Annotated in this window: 11 protein-coding genes; 7 read left to right on the top strand and 4 right to left on the bottom strand. The window is 68.6% G+C overall.

Annotated elements, in window-relative coordinates:
• The first annotated feature begins 196 nt into the window (after window positions 1-196).
• Window positions 197-1,627 carry a helix-turn-helix domain-containing protein gene (locus M673_RS18750; protein WP_061978217.1) on the top strand — a complete coding sequence of 477 codons (1,431 nt, stop codon included), beginning with the start codon at window positions 197-199 and terminating at the stop codon, window positions 1,625-1,627.
• A 7-nt stretch (window positions 1,628-1,634) separates the two neighbouring features.
• Here the strand turns inward: M673_RS18750 and M673_RS18745 are convergent, their stop codons facing one another.
• From M673_RS18745 to M673_RS18730, 4 genes are all read right to left on the bottom strand, one after another.
• A complete protein-coding gene (locus tag M673_RS18745; protein WP_061978216.1) occupies window positions 1,635-2,459 on the bottom strand; it encodes a SapC family protein in 825 nt (274 codons plus the stop codon).
• 165 nt (window positions 2,460-2,624) lie between these two features.
• Window positions 2,625-3,839, bottom strand: coding sequence for a GNAT family N-acetyltransferase (locus tag M673_RS18740; RefSeq protein ID WP_061978215.1), 1,215 nt, complete (start codon window positions 3,837-3,839; stop codon window positions 2,625-2,627).
• A complete protein-coding gene (locus M673_RS18735) occupies window positions 3,832-5,103 on the bottom strand; it encodes a hypothetical protein (protein ID WP_061978214.1) in 1,272 nt (423 codons plus the stop codon). The genes M673_RS18740 and M673_RS18735 overlap by 8 nt, the downstream gene beginning before the upstream one ends.
• Window positions 5,100-6,260: a glycosyltransferase family 4 protein gene (locus M673_RS18730; protein WP_061978213.1), complete on the bottom strand. Its 1,161-nt coding sequence runs from the start codon at window positions 6,258-6,260 to the stop codon at window positions 5,100-5,102. The genes M673_RS18735 and M673_RS18730 overlap by 4 nt, the downstream gene beginning before the upstream one ends.
• 233 nt (window positions 6,261-6,493) lie before the next feature.
• Between M673_RS18730 and M673_RS18725 the strand changes: the two genes are divergently transcribed.
• The 6 genes from M673_RS18725 to M673_RS18700 all read left to right on the top strand — a co-directional run bounded on the left by M673_RS18725 (window position 6,494) and on the right by M673_RS18700 (window position 15,431).
• On the top strand, window positions 6,494-8,527 hold the full coding sequence (locus M673_RS18725) for a GumC family protein (RefSeq protein WP_244493137.1): 2,034 nt from the start codon (window positions 6,494-6,496) through the stop codon (window positions 8,525-8,527).
• 64 nt (window positions 8,528-8,591) lie between these two features.
• A complete protein-coding gene (locus tag M673_RS18720) occupies window positions 8,592-9,950 on the top strand; it encodes a VpsF family polysaccharide biosynthesis protein (protein WP_187301342.1) in 1,359 nt (452 codons plus the stop codon).
• Window positions 9,951-10,116: 166 nt separating this feature from the next.
• Complete coding sequence (locus M673_RS18715) at window positions 10,117-11,595, top strand: glucosamine inositolphosphorylceramide transferase family protein (RefSeq protein WP_061978211.1); 1,479 nt, start codon at window positions 10,117-10,119, stop codon at window positions 11,593-11,595.
• A 29-nt stretch (window positions 11,596-11,624) separates the two neighbouring features.
• A complete protein-coding gene (locus tag M673_RS18710; RefSeq protein ID WP_061978210.1) occupies window positions 11,625-12,818 on the top strand; it encodes an FAD-dependent oxidoreductase in 1,194 nt (397 codons plus the stop codon).
• A gap of 173 nt (window positions 12,819-12,991) precedes the next feature.
• Window positions 12,992-14,149, top strand: a complete 1,158-nt coding sequence (locus M673_RS18705; protein ID WP_061978209.1) for a DUF1972 domain-containing protein — start codon at window positions 12,992-12,994, stop codon at window positions 14,147-14,149.
• 13 nt (window positions 14,150-14,162) lie between these two features.
• Complete coding sequence (locus tag M673_RS18700) at window positions 14,163-15,431, top strand: glycoside hydrolase family 5 protein (protein WP_082639876.1); 1,269 nt, start codon at window positions 14,163-14,165, stop codon at window positions 15,429-15,431.
• Window positions 15,432-15,454: the final 23 nt, after the last annotated feature.

Raw genomic sequence — 15,454 nt, 5'->3', positions numbered from 1 at the left:
GATCGCTTCTGGCAACTGACCTTCGTCAGGCGCCGATGGGTTGAGTTTTGTCAAAATCGCGCTGCGGGTCGAACGAAACCGACCTTTAGCAGGGAATAATCGGGCAAACCTGTACCAGCTGTGACCAGCCTGCCTTGTCAAACTGTCAAAATCTTGACCAACTTTCTCTCGGTGGATTGGTCAAGGATTGTGACGGATGGCCGAGCAGAAGATCTTCGCGGGGCCACGCATCCGCCGCCTTCGCCTGTCCAAGGCCCTGAGCCAGACGGCCATGGCGAGCGAGCTCGGCATCTCGCCCTCCTATCTCAATCTGATCGAGCGCAACCAGCGCCCGCTCACCGTGCAGCTTCTCCTGAAGCTCTCTTCGGTCTACCGGATCGAGGCCGAGGAGTTCGGAGAGGAAGGCGGCCTCCTGCCGGCCCTGCGCCAGGCCTTCGCCGATCCGCTGATCTCGGGCGAGTTGGCGGGCGAAGGCGAGATCGCCGATCTGGCGGCGTCCGCGCCCAATGCCGCGCGGGCCATCCTCAAGCTGCACCAGGCCTATCGCGAACAAGCCGAGCGCCTGTCCGATCTCGGCGAACTGCTGGCGCGTGAGGGGCGGGCCTCGCTTCTGGCCGGCGCGCGTCTGCCGGCCGACGAAATGCGCGAGACGCTGGAGCGCCGGCCCCATCACTTCGCGGCGATCGAGGCGGAGGCGGAGGAGTTCGCGCGCGCGCTGGGGCCATCGGAGGATCTTCTCGCCGCGTTGAAGACCTGGCTGCGCGCCGAGCATGGGATCGCCGTGCGCGTTCTACCGGCCTCCGCCATGCCGGTCTGGCGCCGGCGCTACGACCGCCATTCGCAGCGGCTCTTCCTGTCGGAGCGACTGTCGCCCTTCGACCAGTTGCACGAAGTGGCGCTGGAGGCGGCGCTGCTGCGCATGGACAAGGCCATCACAGCGGAGATCGCCGATCTTGCCCTATCCAGCGACGAGGCGCGGCGGCTCGCGCGGTTCGAGATCGGCCGCTACGCCGCCCATGCGCTCGCCATGCCCTACAGCGCCTTCGCGCGCGCGGCGGCGAGCGCGCGCTACGACATCGCCGTGCTCGCCGCGCGCTTTCGCGTGTCCTTCGGGCAGGCGGCCGAGCGCCTGACGACGCTGGCGCGGCCGGGCGAGGCGGGGGTGCCCTTCTTTCTCCTGGAGATCGACCATGCCGGCCACCGGCTGCGCCGCTTAGGCGCGGCGGGCTTTCCGCTTCTGCGCTTCGGCGGGGCCTGTCCCAAGCTCGTCTCCTATGCCGCCTTCGCGCGGCCGGGAGAAATCCTGTTCGAAGCGGTCGAGATGCCCGACGGCGCGCGCTTTCTCACCCTGGCAAGGACATTGGAGGGGCTGGCCGCCGGTTTCGACGAACGGCCGAGGCGCACAGCGCTCCTGCTCGGCTGCGAGTTCGAGCGGCGCAGCGAGATTGTCTATGCCGACCGCCTGCCAGCGTCGGCCGCCGGTGGCGAGACGGCGGGCGTTCCGATCGGCCCCGCCTGCCGCTCCTGCGAGCGCGTCGCCTGCATCGCGCGGGCCGAGCCGCCGCTGACCCGCCCGCTAGGGCTGGACGAGATGGCGCGCGGCGTCTCCGCCTTCGACTTTCAGTAGGCTGAGTTCAGAGCGTGACCTTGGACCAATCGATGTCGAGATTGTTGCCGAGGGTGAAATTCGGGCCTTCGCGGGATTCGCTCGCGCGCCGCGCGGCATGGGCGGCTTCGGCCGAAGCGGCGACCTGCGCATGGGCCTCGGTAAGTTCGCCGAGCTTCTCGAAATGGCCCATGGAGAACATCTGCGCATAGGCGACGGGGAGGGCGCCGGTGCGGCGCACGGCTGTGAAAGCCGCGTCGTCCAACTCGTTCAGCCGCGCCTCGTTGATGCGGAACAGGCCGTCGACCTGTTTCGTCGCCTCGCCGTCCCGCACCGACAGGGGCCAGGCCTCGATGAGCCCGGCTTCCGCCAGCCGATCGCAGGCGGCCGACAGGCGGGCCTCGCCCTTGGCGACCTCCAGCATGAAGGACCAGACGCCGCCGGCAGCTTGGCTGAGCTCGCCCGATGGATCGAATAGCGCCTCGCCGCCGCCCTGCACCAGCAGCCCGCTGCTTTCGTCCACGCAGAACACGGCGTCCGCGCTGCCCTCGGCCCGGCCTATGCGGAACGGATACGAGCGCAGATGCGCGGGAACGTAGCCCGCCAGCCAGCGCCCGTCCGGCGCCACGAAGAGATTGCGCCCCGGCAGAAGGCCGAGCAGCGCCACGAACTGCCAGCGCCCGTCCTGATGCACGAAGCCGAGCGGCAGATGGAGCACGGCCTTGGCGAGTTCGGCGTCGGCCAGGGGCGCGAAGCTGACGCCGGCGGCGAAGCGATAATCCCCGAACCGCCGCCAGCCGATCCCCTTGTGTCGTTCGCGGGATAGGGGATGGATCGAGGACACGTCGCTCATGCACGGGCTCATGGTCTGTCGAAGGGAGGTCATCCCTGCCAAGAATGCCGGCGCGGGTCAATCAGGCGTGCGATCCGGTCGCCCGCGACCGATTTGGCCCCAGCGATGCTTTCGGATTGTCGTCGAAAGGGGCGAGAGCGGCGCATCGCTCGCTTCACCTCGGAGCTATGCTTCGTCGCCACTGCTTCCAACGCCGCGCTTCAGGCGATGGGCCAAACGGCGAAGCTTGCCGCGTGCCGCACGCAGGCGGGCATAGAGCGCATCCTGCCGCTTCAGCCGCGCTCGAAGCTCCTCGAGGCCTCGATCGGCCAGGGCCATTGCACGGCCGCGAAGCGAGTGGGTCTCTTCCAGCCGATAAAGCGGACGGCCTTCCGTGCCCATGCTCTGCTTGTAACCCTGGGCGCCAACGGAGAAGTCGAAATAGGTCACGCCCTCGCGGCAGGCGTGGAGGACAGCCTGCGTGATCGCGAACAGGCCGGGCGCGGTGTTGTTCGCGCGCTCCTCGTCGATGGCGATCAGGATGCCGTGAGCGACCGTGCGATCGCGCAGCACGAGAAGAAGAGACAGCCAATCGCCGTCGAGCTTGAGGCCGAGAACCCGCGCCGCGCCCCCCGCCAAGCCCTGCCGCGCCGCTTCGAGATAGAAGTCGGAATAGGGCAGGCTGGCCAGGATGTCGAAGCGGCCGAGCTTGCGGAACCGGTCGAGACGAAGGCGTAGGAGCGCCTCCATCATCTCCTCCACCTCGGCCGTGGTCTTGGCTTCCATGAAGGCGACCTCGCCCATCCGCTCCAGCCGCCGGCCCGTTTTGCGGATCTGCTTGACGAAGGACGGCCGGAAGGTGCGCTCCAGAAGCGTCTCCTCCGGCCCCGCAAGAGCGACGCCGGACACCGAAAGCGCCGACGGCTCCACGAAATCGAGGAGAGCCAGCGGGTTCGGTAGTCCGGGCCGGATTTCATGCGGGATGGAATCTAGGCGAATCCGGTCGGCGCGCGGCAGCACGGCGCGGATCGCCTGCCAGATGCGGAACGCCTCCTCCGGCGTATACACCACGGGCCGGGCGAGGATGGGCGCGGTGTAGTCGCAGACCCCCGCGCTCAAGGGAACGATCTCGACCAGCCCCGCCTTGCGGCGGCGCGCCAGCGGCAGAAGCAGGATCGGCTCGCCGGTCGCCTCGTCATCGAGTTCCACGACAAGGACCTCGGCGCGCTCCAACGAGAGCAGGCGCTCAACGACGAGTGCCATCCAGCCATAGCGCTGATGGGCGTTGCAGGCGCCTTGCGTCTCGAATGCGAGCCAGAGATCGCGCACGGACTCCAGACCCTCATGCAGGCGCGCGCGGGGACGGAGCGAGGCGCGAGGCTCGCAGACGGGCTTATCCATTCGATCGCCCCGAGAAAAGGCGAGGACTCAGCGAGCCAGCCTCGCGCGGCGCGAGCCGCCGGCCGATCGCGACCCAGGACAGGATCGCAACCAGGACTTCCGAGGCAGCCGCTCCGGCCAGAACCCAGTCCGGCGGCGCCAGAAACAGGAGGAGCACGATGGCGCCGACACCGAACAAGGCGGCGACACCTGTCGTCGTGGCGACGGTGCCAAAATCGCCGAAGGCTTCCAGGGTGATGCGGGGCATGACGTAGAGCATCATGGTGAAGAAGATCGCCCAGGAAAACAGGCCGATGAGCCAGCCGTCGGTCCCGGCGAGCACGTCGGATTTCAGGTAGGGGAGGGCTGCGAGGACGAACGCGCCATAGCAGAGGCCGACGAGCCCGAGGCCGAGCGTCCACAGCCCCATCAGCCGCCGGATCGCCGCGTCGTCCCGCCCGACGAGCCGCGCGATCTCGGGCTGCACCATGTTGGCAATGGCGGTCGCCACGATGCGCAGCGGTGTGAAGAAGACCAGCACCGCCGCAATGGGGGCGTAGGCGGCGGGGCCCGCGAAGCTCGCCACCAGAAGCGCCATGGCCTGCCCCTGCAGGGTCGTGGTCGTCGCGCTCACGGCCGACCAGCGCACGGAGCGCCATAGGCCGAGCCAGCGCCTGCGCATGCTGGCGCGCAGCGTGAAGCGGATCGGCCGCCGCATACCGAAGAGCATGACCGCGACGCCGAGCGCGTTGGTGGCCGCCATCGCCAGAAAGGTCTCGTGCAGCAGGTCGCCCCCGCGCCAGATCACGAGGGCGATCGCCGCGACGCTGGAAAGCGTGAAGCCGAGATCGCTGAGCGCCACCAAACCCGGCCGACCCAAGGCGAAGTTGCTGGTGCGCAGATGGCTGCGGAACGACCAGAAGAGAACGAACACGCCGACCGACAGGATCTCCGTGGCCTTCCATGCGACCATCAGGAGAACGGTCAGGAGGCTGATGCCGACCGACAGGACGAAGGCGCCCGACGCGAAGCTGACATCATAGGCATGGGCGCGATGGCGCCCGTTCTGCCGCCCGATCCAGATGCTGGCGGGAACGGCGGTGAGCGAGCGGACATAGCTGATCGCCACACCGCTGATGACCATGGCAAGCGCGAAAAGACCGTAGTTCTCGGCCGACAGGCGGTGCATCAACAGGATGTTCAGCGCGAAATGGAAGGCGCTCTGCATCGCCTCGCCGCCGACCATCACCAGAAGCCGGCGAAGAAGAGGAAGAGCGCGCCTCATGACGCGCTCCGCTCCCGCCCCGTGCGCGGGGCTGGCCTGTTGCTACGCGCGAGATTGGCGCGCAGCACCCCCGTCAGCGCGTCGGCGGCCGTCGACTGCGAGAAGAGGCGTTCGAACCGCGCGCGCCCGGCCTCGGCGAAGCCGGCGAGCAGTGCTGGATCGGCAAGTATCGCTTCGATGCGCGCGGCGAGCGCGGCGGCATTTCCTGGTGGCACGAGCCAGCCGGTGCGCCCGTCCTCCACCACTTCGCCGAGGCCCCCGATGTCGGAGACGATGGGGGGCCGGCCATAGGCCTGCGCCTCGATCGCCACGCGGCCGAGCGATTCCGGCAGGCGCGAGGGCACGACGACGATATCGGCCCAGCGGAAATGCTCGGCCGGATCGGGCTGGAAGGGGAGAAGCCGAACCACGGGACCGAGCCCGGCCGCCGCGATGCGCCGTTCCAGCTCGATCTCGGGCTCGCGCGTTTCGAAGGCACTGCCGACGATGCGCACCGACAAGCGCTCGCGCGAGGCGGGCGGCAGGAGGGCGAGCGCGTCGAGCAGCACCTCCTGGCCCTTGATGCGATTGATGCGGCCGAGCATGAGAATGTGAAGCGGGCCGCCCGCCACGGCCTTCACCGGCTGCGGCTCGGCCTCGAGCGCCACACCGTTGTAGATGACATGGCTGCGCTGGCCGGCGAGGCCGGGATAGGTGCGTTTCGTCGCCTGCGAGTTGAACACGATCTCCGCGCGGCTCCAGCGCAGAAGCGCGCGCAGGACCCGCAGCGCGCCGCCTTCGGGAATCTCGTGGACATGAATGATCGTCTTGGCGCGGAACAGGCGGGCGACCAGCGTGTGGTCGAACACGACGGCCGTGTTGACATAGACGAGGTCCGCGCGCCGCATCCGCCGGAAGGCGCGCCACAGCGCGAGCGGCAGGTCGATGGCGGCCGTGACCACAAGCCGGGCGAGGGAATGGCGACGCAGGACCCAGAGCGGCTCGATCGTGGGGAACAGGCCATCGGCCCGCAGCGCCTCGGCCAGGGGGCCTTCGCGCGGGATGACGATTTCGATTTCCGCCTCGGGGAAGGCGGCGCGGATGGCGCGCGCGCTCTCGATGAAGCTCCGGTCGGACCCGTAGAGCTCGTAGCCTTGATGAATGCAGGAAAGCCGCATGGCCCTTTGCCCCCGCGCCCGGCGATCCTGTGCCTGGCGCTTGTCCACCGTCGCTTGCCCGAGCCGGAAGCCAAGATTTAACGTCGGAAGACAACGAGTGTCAGAATTTTAGCCATTCGGACTGTAAGTGTGACCAGTGCAGATTGTGTGAACGGCGCGGGTGGATCATGGGCGGCTGGGCTCAACTTTCTGGTAACGATAGGGAAGGCCCACCCGACCACGACGAATCCACCGTGGAACTCGGCGAGTTGAAGGGGATCCTCGTCCATCGCCGGGCCCTGATCCTCGGGACGGCGCTGCTTCTAGCGTTGCTGGCGCTCGTCTACGGCCTCGCGGCGCCGCCGCTCTACAGCGCGACCGCCGAGATCATCATCGACCCGCGCGACCAACAGATCGTCAGCAACGCCATCAACCCCAGCGAAATCTCGCCCGATGGCGGCATCACGCAGGTGGAAAGTCAGGTCGCAGTGGTGCAGTCCAACTCGGTGCTGCTGCGCGCGATCGAGGCGGGCAAGCTCACCGAGGACCCCGCCTTCAACCGGCCGGGCCTTCTGACGCGCCTCAAATCCCGCCTTCTCGGCCGCGCGCCGGCGGCCGAGCCGAGCGCGGACGAGGCGACGGCGCGGGTGCTGGACAGGCTGCGCCGCAATCTGTCGGTCAAGCGCGCCGACAAGGTTCTGGTGATCGACGTGACGGTGACGGCCGAGCAACCGGCCGAGGCCGCGAGGCTCGCCAATCTCGTCGCGGATTCCTACCTCGCCGATCAGAGCGAGGCCCGCGCCCAGTCCTCGCGCCGGGCGGCCGACGCCCTGACCTCGCGCCTTGCCGAGCAGCGCCGCGCCGTGCAGGAGGCGGAAGACGCGGTGGAGCGCTACCGCTCGGAAAACAATCTCCTCATGAGCGGCGGCGTGCTCGTATCGGATCAGGCGCTGACCAACATCAACACGCAGCTCGCCAACGCGCGAAACCTGACCGCCTATCAGAAGGCGCGGGTGGAGCAGATCCAGGCCGTACGGGCTTCGGGCAAGGCGCTGGATTCCACCGCCGAGGTCCTTCGATCCACCGTCATCTCCAGCCTGCGGGACCGGGAAGCCGCGCTGGACCAGAAGATCTCCGACATGACCATCCAGTTCGGAGCGCGCCACCCCGCGCTGCAGTCGGCCCGCGCGCAGAAGGTGGGCCTCGAACGGCAGATCAAGACCGAGCTCGACCGGATCGCCACCTCCGCCTCGGCCGACTACGACTGGGCGGTGGCAGCCGAAAAGGAGCTGGAGTCCCGCCAGACGGCGTTGGAAGGCCAGACGCGGGTGACCGATCAGGTCCAGGTGCGGCTGCGCGAGCTGGAGCGGGACCGCGAGGCGGTGCGCGAGATTTACGCCAACTATCTCAAGCGCAGCCAGGAGGTGCGCGAGCAGGCCAATATCGACAGCACCAATTCGCGCGTCATCAGTCGGGCGATCGTCCCGGTCGACAGGAAGGGACCGGCGACGCCGCTTCTCGCGGTCGCAGGGTTCTTCGGCGGGCTCGGCCTTGGCGCCGCGCTTGCGCTGGTGGTGGAATACGCCTCGCCCACGGCCCTGTCGGAGCGGCAGGTGCGCGGCGCGGCCGGGGCGCCGGTGCTCGCCGTTCTGCCGGGCTCGCTCGCCCGGAGCCGTCGCTCGCATCGCTCCGGGCGCGGGGCGCGAAACCTCGCGGGCCTGCTCGGCCTCGTCCTGCGCCGCCTGTCCGGCGCGCGCCGCGATGGCCGCTCGCCCGTGGCCGTCGTGCTGCTCTGCTCGGCGGCGGGCGACGCGGTGGCGCGCACGCATGTCGCGACGGAACTCGCCGCCGCTGCCGCCTCGCGCGGGGACCGTGTCCTGATGATCGACGCCGATCTCCTGCACAGCCGCGCGCAGGCGCCCGCCGGCCTGATCGACGTCCTGTCGGGCGAAACCCGCCTGTCGAACGCCGTTCAGGACTGCTACGGCGACACGATCCGCTACATGGCCATGGGCGGCGACCGCGCGGTCCTGAAGGAGCGGGACGCGCTGCGCTTCACCGAACGGCTCTGGGCCGACGCGGCCGACAGTTTCGATCTCGTCGTGGTGGATGCGGGTGACCTCACCGCCAATCTACGCGCGGCGGCGCTCGTCGCCACAGCGGGGGACATCCTGCTCGTCGCCCGGCTGCGGGCGACGCCGATCGAGGCGATCCGTGCGCAGGCGACGGCCGCCGGCGTGATGGGTCGGAGCTTGACCGGCGCGCTGCTCGTCGGCCCCGGCCGCTGAGCGCCGGGCCTTGCGCGGCTCCTCCCTCGTCAGCGACAGACACGCGGCCCCCCGGGCGGGTACGATGGCCGGCGTGCCGCGCCTCGACCGCGTGTCGCGCGTCGGCATTCTCGGCACCGTCCTGGCGCTTTTCAGCCTGTCGGGCGGCCTTCTTTGGTATGCCGGGTACAATTACGACGGGCTGATGGGGAGCGCGCTGACCAAGCTGCATCCCGCGACCTATCTCACGATCCTGCTTCTGGTCTGGCGCGCCTGCGCCTTCGGCAATCCGATCGGCTATCTCGCCTTCGTGGGCGGGCGAAGGCCGGCGACTCTTCTCATGGTGCTGATCTCGATCGGGGCGCTCGTCTCCGTCGTCCTGCGCGGACGGCCGAACATGGCCGGTCTCGTCGATACGTTCCTGGGCGCGGGGCTGCTCGTTCTAATTCTGGCGGAAACCGACGAGCCCCTGCGAAGGGGGATCGAGGCGCTGGTCCACGGCGTGATGACGGTGAACGCGCTGCTGGCGCTCTTCGAGTTCGCCACCAAGATCCTGGTCTTTCCCTATCGCTTCGATGGCGAGACCTTCCCGACGGACCTTCGATCTTCCGCCCTCCAGGGCCACCCGCTGGCCAACGCGACGTTGACGGCCTGCTACGTTCTGGCGCTCATGAGCGGATCGCGGCAGCTCTCGGCGCCGCTGCGCCTTGGGCTGATCCTGCTTCAGCTCGCGGCGCTGGTGGCGTTCGGGGGGCGCACGGCGATCGTCATCGTCGTGGCGCTCGGCCTCTGCTACGGCTCCTGGCGCAGCCTTGCCGCGATCCGCCGCCGGCGCGTGCATCTGGTGGCCGCCGCCGGGCTGCTGTTCGCCGCCTCGCTCGCCCCCGTCGCGCTGGCCGTTCTGGCGACCGGAGGTTTCTTCGACGAACTGGCCGGGCGCTTCGTGTCGGACGGCGGCAGCGCGAATGCGCGCGTCGAGATGTTCGGCCTGTTCGACCATTTCTCACTGCCCGATCTTCTGCTGGGGCCCGATGTCGAGCTTCTGGAAAGCGTCAGGCGCATTTCCGGCCTGGAATGGGGTATCGAGAACCCGATCATCCGCATGATGCTCTACCAGGGCGCTCTGTTCATGCTCCTCATGCTGATCGGCTTCACGCTGTTCATGATGGAGCTGGCGCGCGGCCGGGCGGGAAGCTGGCTGCCGATGATCGCATGGCTGATCCTCGTCAACGCCTCCGAAAGCCTCGCCTCGAAGACGACGCTGATGGCGAAGTTCGCCGTGATCCTGCTTTGCCTCTACCGCTCAAGTTCGAGCGCGCAATCGCCGGAGTCGGGTCGCCCCGCGTCGCCTCCACGTCATCCACCCGGAACCCGTGGGCCTGCGCGACCGGCCGCCGCCTATGCCAGCCGCACCTACGATCCGTCAGGCGGCAGCGGACGGTGACGGGCCCCACGCAGGAAAAGGGGTGAAGTATCTGCAAGCTGAACGAAGCAAAAGGCGATCCTTTAACCCGTTTTCTCTAGCGTTCGGTGTGGGGCCGCGTGGTGCCGGGACCGGAGGCTCCGTTCGGGAAACCCACCACTTGTCGGACATAGAGGAGTGACGCCGCGTGCGGATCGTCGTGCATGTGAACGAGACCGACCTCCGCCGGTGGCATGTCCTGCTGCTGGAGCGTCTCGCAGCCTTGCCGTCCTGCACCGTTCGGCTGGCCCTTTCCGATGCTCCCTCTCGCGCGCCGGATGGCATCGAAGCCCTGTTCCGGCTGGAATCCGTGGTGCATGGCCTGCCCGCGCCGCGCCTGTCGGCGCGCCTCGGCCCGGCGGAGCGGCCGGTTTTCCCCGCACCCGAGCCGACGCCGCCCGATCTCGACATCGACCTTTGGGGCGGAGCGGCGCCCGAGGGTTCGCGCCTTTGGCGGCTGGCCTTCAACGGCGCCGCCGGCGAGATTGGGCTCCTTTCGGCCATCCTCGCCGACGAGACCATTCTGGCCGAGTTGATCGAGGACGGGCGTTCGCTCGCTCAAGGACGCCTCGGCACGGAATATCCCGGCGTCGCGCTCGCCACGTTCGAGGACGTTTTGGCCCGCACGGTCACCTTAATCGTCGCCTGCGTGGAAAAAGGCGGGCCGGGCGCGCTGCCGCGCCTGCCCGACGAGGCGCCGCGAGCGATCGTGGGTGCCGGGCGCCCGCTGGCGCAACGCGCCCTGCGAACGGCGGCAAGCGCGGTGCTTCGGCGCATCTATCGGCTCTGCTATCGCACGCCCCATTGGCGCGTCGGCTGGCGGCGGATCGAGGGCGGTGACCTGTTCGATCTCAAGGCCCATCCCGAGACCGGATGGACCGATCTGCCGGACGACGGGAAGCGCTTCTATGCCGATCCGTTTCCGATCGAGACGGCGGGCGGCCTCACGCTCTTCGTGGAGGATTACGTCCACGCGCTCGGCAAGGGGCTGATCTCCGCCGTGGCGTTCGGCCCCGATGGGCCGCTCGGTACGCCCGTGCCGGTCATGGAGCAGGACTGTCACCTGTCCTATCCCTTCGTCTTCGAGCGCGAGGGGCAGATGTGGATGATCCCCGAGACCAACCAGCGTGGAACGATCGAGCTGTTTCGCGCCACCGCCTTTCCAGGGGGATGGGTGCGCGAAGCCGTGCTCGTGTCCGGCCTCTCGGCGAGCGACGCGACCTTGGCGGAGAAGGACGGCGCCTTCTGGCTGTTCGCGACCGTGCGCGACGGGGGCGGCGCCTTCTCGGACGCGCTTCATCTCTGGTCGGCGCCGGATTTTCGCGGCCCCTGGACGGCCCATCCCGCCAATCCCGTTCTCGTCGACATCGCCTCGGCCCGGCCCGCCGGGCGCATGGTCTGGCGGGACGGCACGCTGTGGCGCCCGGTGCAGGATTGCCGTCGCGGCTATGGTGCGGCACTCGGGCTTGCCAAGGTTCTCCGCCTCGACGGGCAGGGCTTCGAGCAGTCCGTGGAGACGATCCTCACCCCCGGCCCGCGCTGGCCGGGCCGTCGCCTGCATAGTCTGAACCGCGCCGGCCCGTTCGAATTCATCGACGGGTCCGGCACCGCGCCGCGCTGGTCCTGATCTTGGCCGCCCCACGAAAGCCCGAGCCCATGTCCTCTCCGCACTCCCTCGAACCTCTCGATCGCCCCGGACCGGCGGGGGCGCGCGCGTTGGTGGATGTGGCGATCATCGGCGCGGGGCTGGCGGGAACGGCGAGTGCGCTGCGCCTAGCGGCGCTTGGGTATAAGGTCGTCCTGGTGGACGCGAATGCCGAGCATCCCGAGGAGTTTCGGGCGGAGAAGATGGGCCTCCTCCATCTCGCCCTGTTCGAGAAGCTGGGTCTCGACGGGATCGCCCGGCCCGCCCTGACGCCGATGCTCGACAATCAGGTCTACCGGCTGGGGCGGCTCTATGCCCGCAAGGACATTCCCGAATTCGGCTTTTCCTATGCCCAGCTCGTCAACACGCTGCGTCGCGCCGTGCCGAAGGAAGTGCTCTGCGTCACGGGCAAGGTCACGGAGATCGAGCCCCTGGCCGAAGGGCGGCGGCTGCGACTGGCCGATGGAACCGAGATCGACGCGCGGCTCGTCGTCATCTCGACCGGGCTGGGAGAAGCCGTGCGGCGCATGGCGGGCGTCAAACGGACCGTCACCTCGCGGGGCCATTCGCTGGCCTTCGGCTTCGATCTGGCGGGGCAGGCCAAGGATTACGGCTTCGGCACGCTGAACTACTACAGCAAGCGGTTCGAGGAGCGCTACGCCTACCTCACCTTCTTCCCGATCGGCGACACGATGCGGGCGAATTTCTTCACCTATCGCGACATGTCGGACCCGTTCGTGAAGCGCTTCCGCGCGGAGCCGCAGGCGATGCTCCGCGAACTCATGCCCGAAATCGAGAGCCTTTGCGGAGGTTTCGAGCTGGCCGGTCCCGTCTCGGTGCGGCCGGTCGATCTCAGCGTCAGCGAGGGCTACAAGCAGCCGGGCCTCGTCTTGGTGGGAGATGCGTTCTGCACGACCTGCCCCGTGCCGGGCGTCGGCATCAGCCGCGTGATGACCGACGTGGAGCGCCTGTGCAACGTCCACATCCCCGCCTGGTTCGCGACGCCAGGCATGGGCGTCGACAAGATCGGCAGCTATTACCGCGACCCGGTGAAGGTGGAAACCGACCGGGTCGGCATGCGCGTCAGCTGGTACGCCCGGCAGGTGAGCGTCGGGGAGAGCATGGTCTGGCGGCTGCGGCGCGGGCGCAACCAGCTGGTCCGCCGCTCGCTGCTGGCGCTTCGGCCTGCGCCGGCGCACGGTTAGATGGATCTCGCTCGCACTCTCACACGCGAGCGTTGCGGCGAACGATCAAGCCGATAAAGTGGAGCGCGATGCCCAATCGCGCTCGGCCCGTTTCGTGAACGCTCCCCCTTCAACCCTTCCACCAGACGAACCTTCCGCCAGACGAAATCGGGACCACAGAAAGCAAGGCCCTCATGCCGGACGAAATGAGCCCCATTCTGCGCATTCTGGGCACCCGAGGGGTGCCCGCAGCCCACGGTGGGTTCGAGACCTTCGCCGAACAGCTTTCGCTCTTTCTCGTGGCGAGGGGATGGAGGGTCGTGGTCTATTGTCAGCACGACGTCTCCGAGGTGACCGAGGGCTTGAGAACCGACATCTGGCGCGGGGTGGAGCTGGTTCACATCCAGATCGCCTCGACCGGCCCGAAATCGACCCTCGAATTCGACTGGAAATCCGTGCGCCACGCGGGCGCGGAGGAGGGCCTCTGTCTCGTTCTCGGTTACAATAGCGGACTGTTCCTTCCCTATCTGCGCCTTCGCGGCAAGACGGTCCTGACCAATATGGACGGGATGGAATGGCGGCGGGCCAAGTGGGGGCCGGCCATCAAGGCCTGGTTCTGGGTCAACGAATGGATCGCGGCTTGGTCGTCCCATCGCCTGATCGCCGACCACCCGGCGATCGCGGATCATCTGGCCACCCGGCGCCCGCGCCGGCATATCGCGACCATCGCCTATGGCGCAAACGAGGTGCCGCCGCAGCCGGAAGGGCCGGTGCGTGATCTGGCTTTGGTGCCCGGCACCTATCTCGTCTCGATCGCCCGGATCGAGCCCGACAACAACATCCACACCATCGTCGAGGCCTTCTCGCGCCGACGGCGCGGCGCCAAGCTCGTGGTTCTCGGCACCTTGCAGCGCGGTCTTGCCTATCACGACCGCCTGCTGAAGGCTGCGAGCGACGAAGTGGTCTTCCCCGGCGCGATCTATGACGGCGCGGTCGTCGCCGCGCTGCGCTACCATGCGCGGGCCTATGTCCACGGGCACACGGTCGGCGGCACGAACCCTTCCCTTGTGGAGTCGCTGGCGGCGGGTAACGCCTGCATCGCCCATGACAACGTCTTCAACCGCTGGACCGCCGGAGAGGCCGCCACCTATTTCAGCGATCGGGGTGGCTGCGAAGCGGCGATCGAGGCCGTGCTCGCCGACGACGCCCTGGTGGCCCGCGCCCGGACAGCCGCGCGCGAGCGCGCCCGTTCGGCCTTCCGCCTCGACGATATTCTCTCGGCCTACGAGCGGGAGTTCGCGAGCTTTTCGGGCTATCCCGCAGCGTCCCAGCCGCTGGGCGTCCTGACATGATCCGGGTTTGGCGGTGAACCCGCGCCCGACCCGCCGCCGCGTCCTGCAAGGCGGGCTCGCGGCCTCCGCTGCCCTTCTGGCAGGCGCCCCGGCGGCGGCCGAGGCAAATCGAAGACCCCAGCCGCTCACGCTCTCGCGCGGCGTCAACGCCTTTCCTTGGTTCTCGCTGACGCGCGAATATCCCGCGCCGCGCACGGACTACGGCTCGCCGCCCTTCCAGACTGGGCGGCCGGTGCCGACCCGTGCCGATCTCCTGCGCCTGCGCGCAGCGGGGTTGGACTTCCTTCGCCTGCCGGTCGATCCCGGCCCCTTTCTCGCCGGCACGCCCATTGAGCGAAGCGCGCTTCTGGACATGTTGGCGGACGCGGTCGCGCTGACGCTCGATTGCGGTCTGAAGCTCGTCGTCAACCTTCAGGTCAACGGCGCGACCCATTACTGGAACCAGGACCGGCTGATCGCGGGGCCGGATGCGCCAGGGTTTTCCGCCTATGTCGCCTTCGCGGGCGAAGTGGCGCATCGGCTCGCCAGCTTCGACCCGCAGCGCGTCGCGCTCGAGCCCGTCAACGAACCGCCCCAGGCCTGCGGAGCCGAAGCTTGGCAGGGGATGCAGCGGCGCCTGTTCGAGGCGGCGCGGGGGCAGGCGAGGGATCTGACGCTGGTGGCGACCGGCGCCTGCGGCGGCATGATCATGGGGCTCGAAACGCTCGACCCCGCCCCGCTCCTGGCGCAAGGGCCGGTGCTTTTCACCTTTCACTTCTACGAGCCCTATCTGTTCAGCCATCAGGGCGCGCCCTGGATGCGTGAGCCGGTCTACCGCGCGCTCAACGCCGTGCCCTGGCCAGCGCGCGAAGGCTCGCTCGACGCAACGCTGCGGGCGGTGCGCGCCCGCATGGCGCAGGATACGACCCGCCCCAGGGTCGAGGCGGAGGCCGCCTACGAGGAGACGGTCCGGCTTCTCCGGCAGTATTTCGAGGCCGATCCGGGCCGTCCCTATATCGACCATTATCTCGATATGGCGGCCAGTTGGGCGCGGCGACACGCCATCCCGCCCGGCCAAGTGATGCTCGGCGAGTTCGGCGCCCTGCGCACGGACGCGCACTACACCGCCGCCGCCGCGCCGGACCGCGCCCGCTATGTCAGGGATGTCCGCGAAAGCGCCGAAGCGCATGACTTTCCCTGGGCCTTCTGGAATCTCTTCGACGGAATGGGGGTGATGGACGACACGACGCGCGCGCTCGACCCGGCCATTACGGCGGCGCTCGGCCTGAAGATGCCCAACTGATTCGGCGGACGATGGCCCTCGTG

Source organism: Aureimonas sp. AU20 (genome assembly GCF_001442755.1).
Lineage (GTDB): Bacteria > Pseudomonadota > Alphaproteobacteria > Rhizobiales > Rhizobiaceae > Aureimonas.
This window is presented reverse-complemented; position numbering and strand designations above follow the sequence as displayed.

What these genes read in the sequence shown, in the direction of transcription:
- M673_RS18740 (WP_061978215.1), bottom strand. Translation starts at nt 3,839, where the DNA reads ATGGATAAGCCCGTCTGCGAGCCTCGCGCCTCGCTCCGTCCCCGCGCG.
- M673_RS18720 (WP_187301342.1), top strand. Translation starts at nt 8,592, where the DNA reads ATGGCCGGCGTGCCGCGCCTCGACCGCGTGTCGCGCGTCGGCATTCTC.
- M673_RS18745 (WP_061978216.1), bottom strand. Translation starts at nt 2,459, where the DNA reads ATGAGCGACGTGTCCTCGATCCATCCCCTATCCCGCGAACGACACAAG.
- M673_RS18735 (WP_061978214.1), bottom strand. Translation starts at nt 5,103, where the DNA reads ATGAGGCGCGCTCTTCCTCTTCTTCGCCGGCTTCTGGTGATGGTCGGC.
- M673_RS18710 (WP_061978210.1), top strand. Translation starts at nt 11,625, where the DNA reads ATGTCCTCTCCGCACTCCCTCGAACCTCTCGATCGCCCCGGACCGGCG.
- M673_RS18750 (WP_061978217.1), top strand. Translation starts at nt 197, where the DNA reads ATGGCCGAGCAGAAGATCTTCGCGGGGCCACGCATCCGCCGCCTTCGC.
- M673_RS18730 (WP_061978213.1), bottom strand. Translation starts at nt 6,260, where the DNA reads ATGCGGCTTTCCTGCATTCATCAAGGCTACGAGCTCTACGGGTCCGAC.
- M673_RS18705 (WP_061978209.1), top strand. Translation starts at nt 12,992, where the DNA reads ATGCCGGACGAAATGAGCCCCATTCTGCGCATTCTGGGCACCCGAGGG.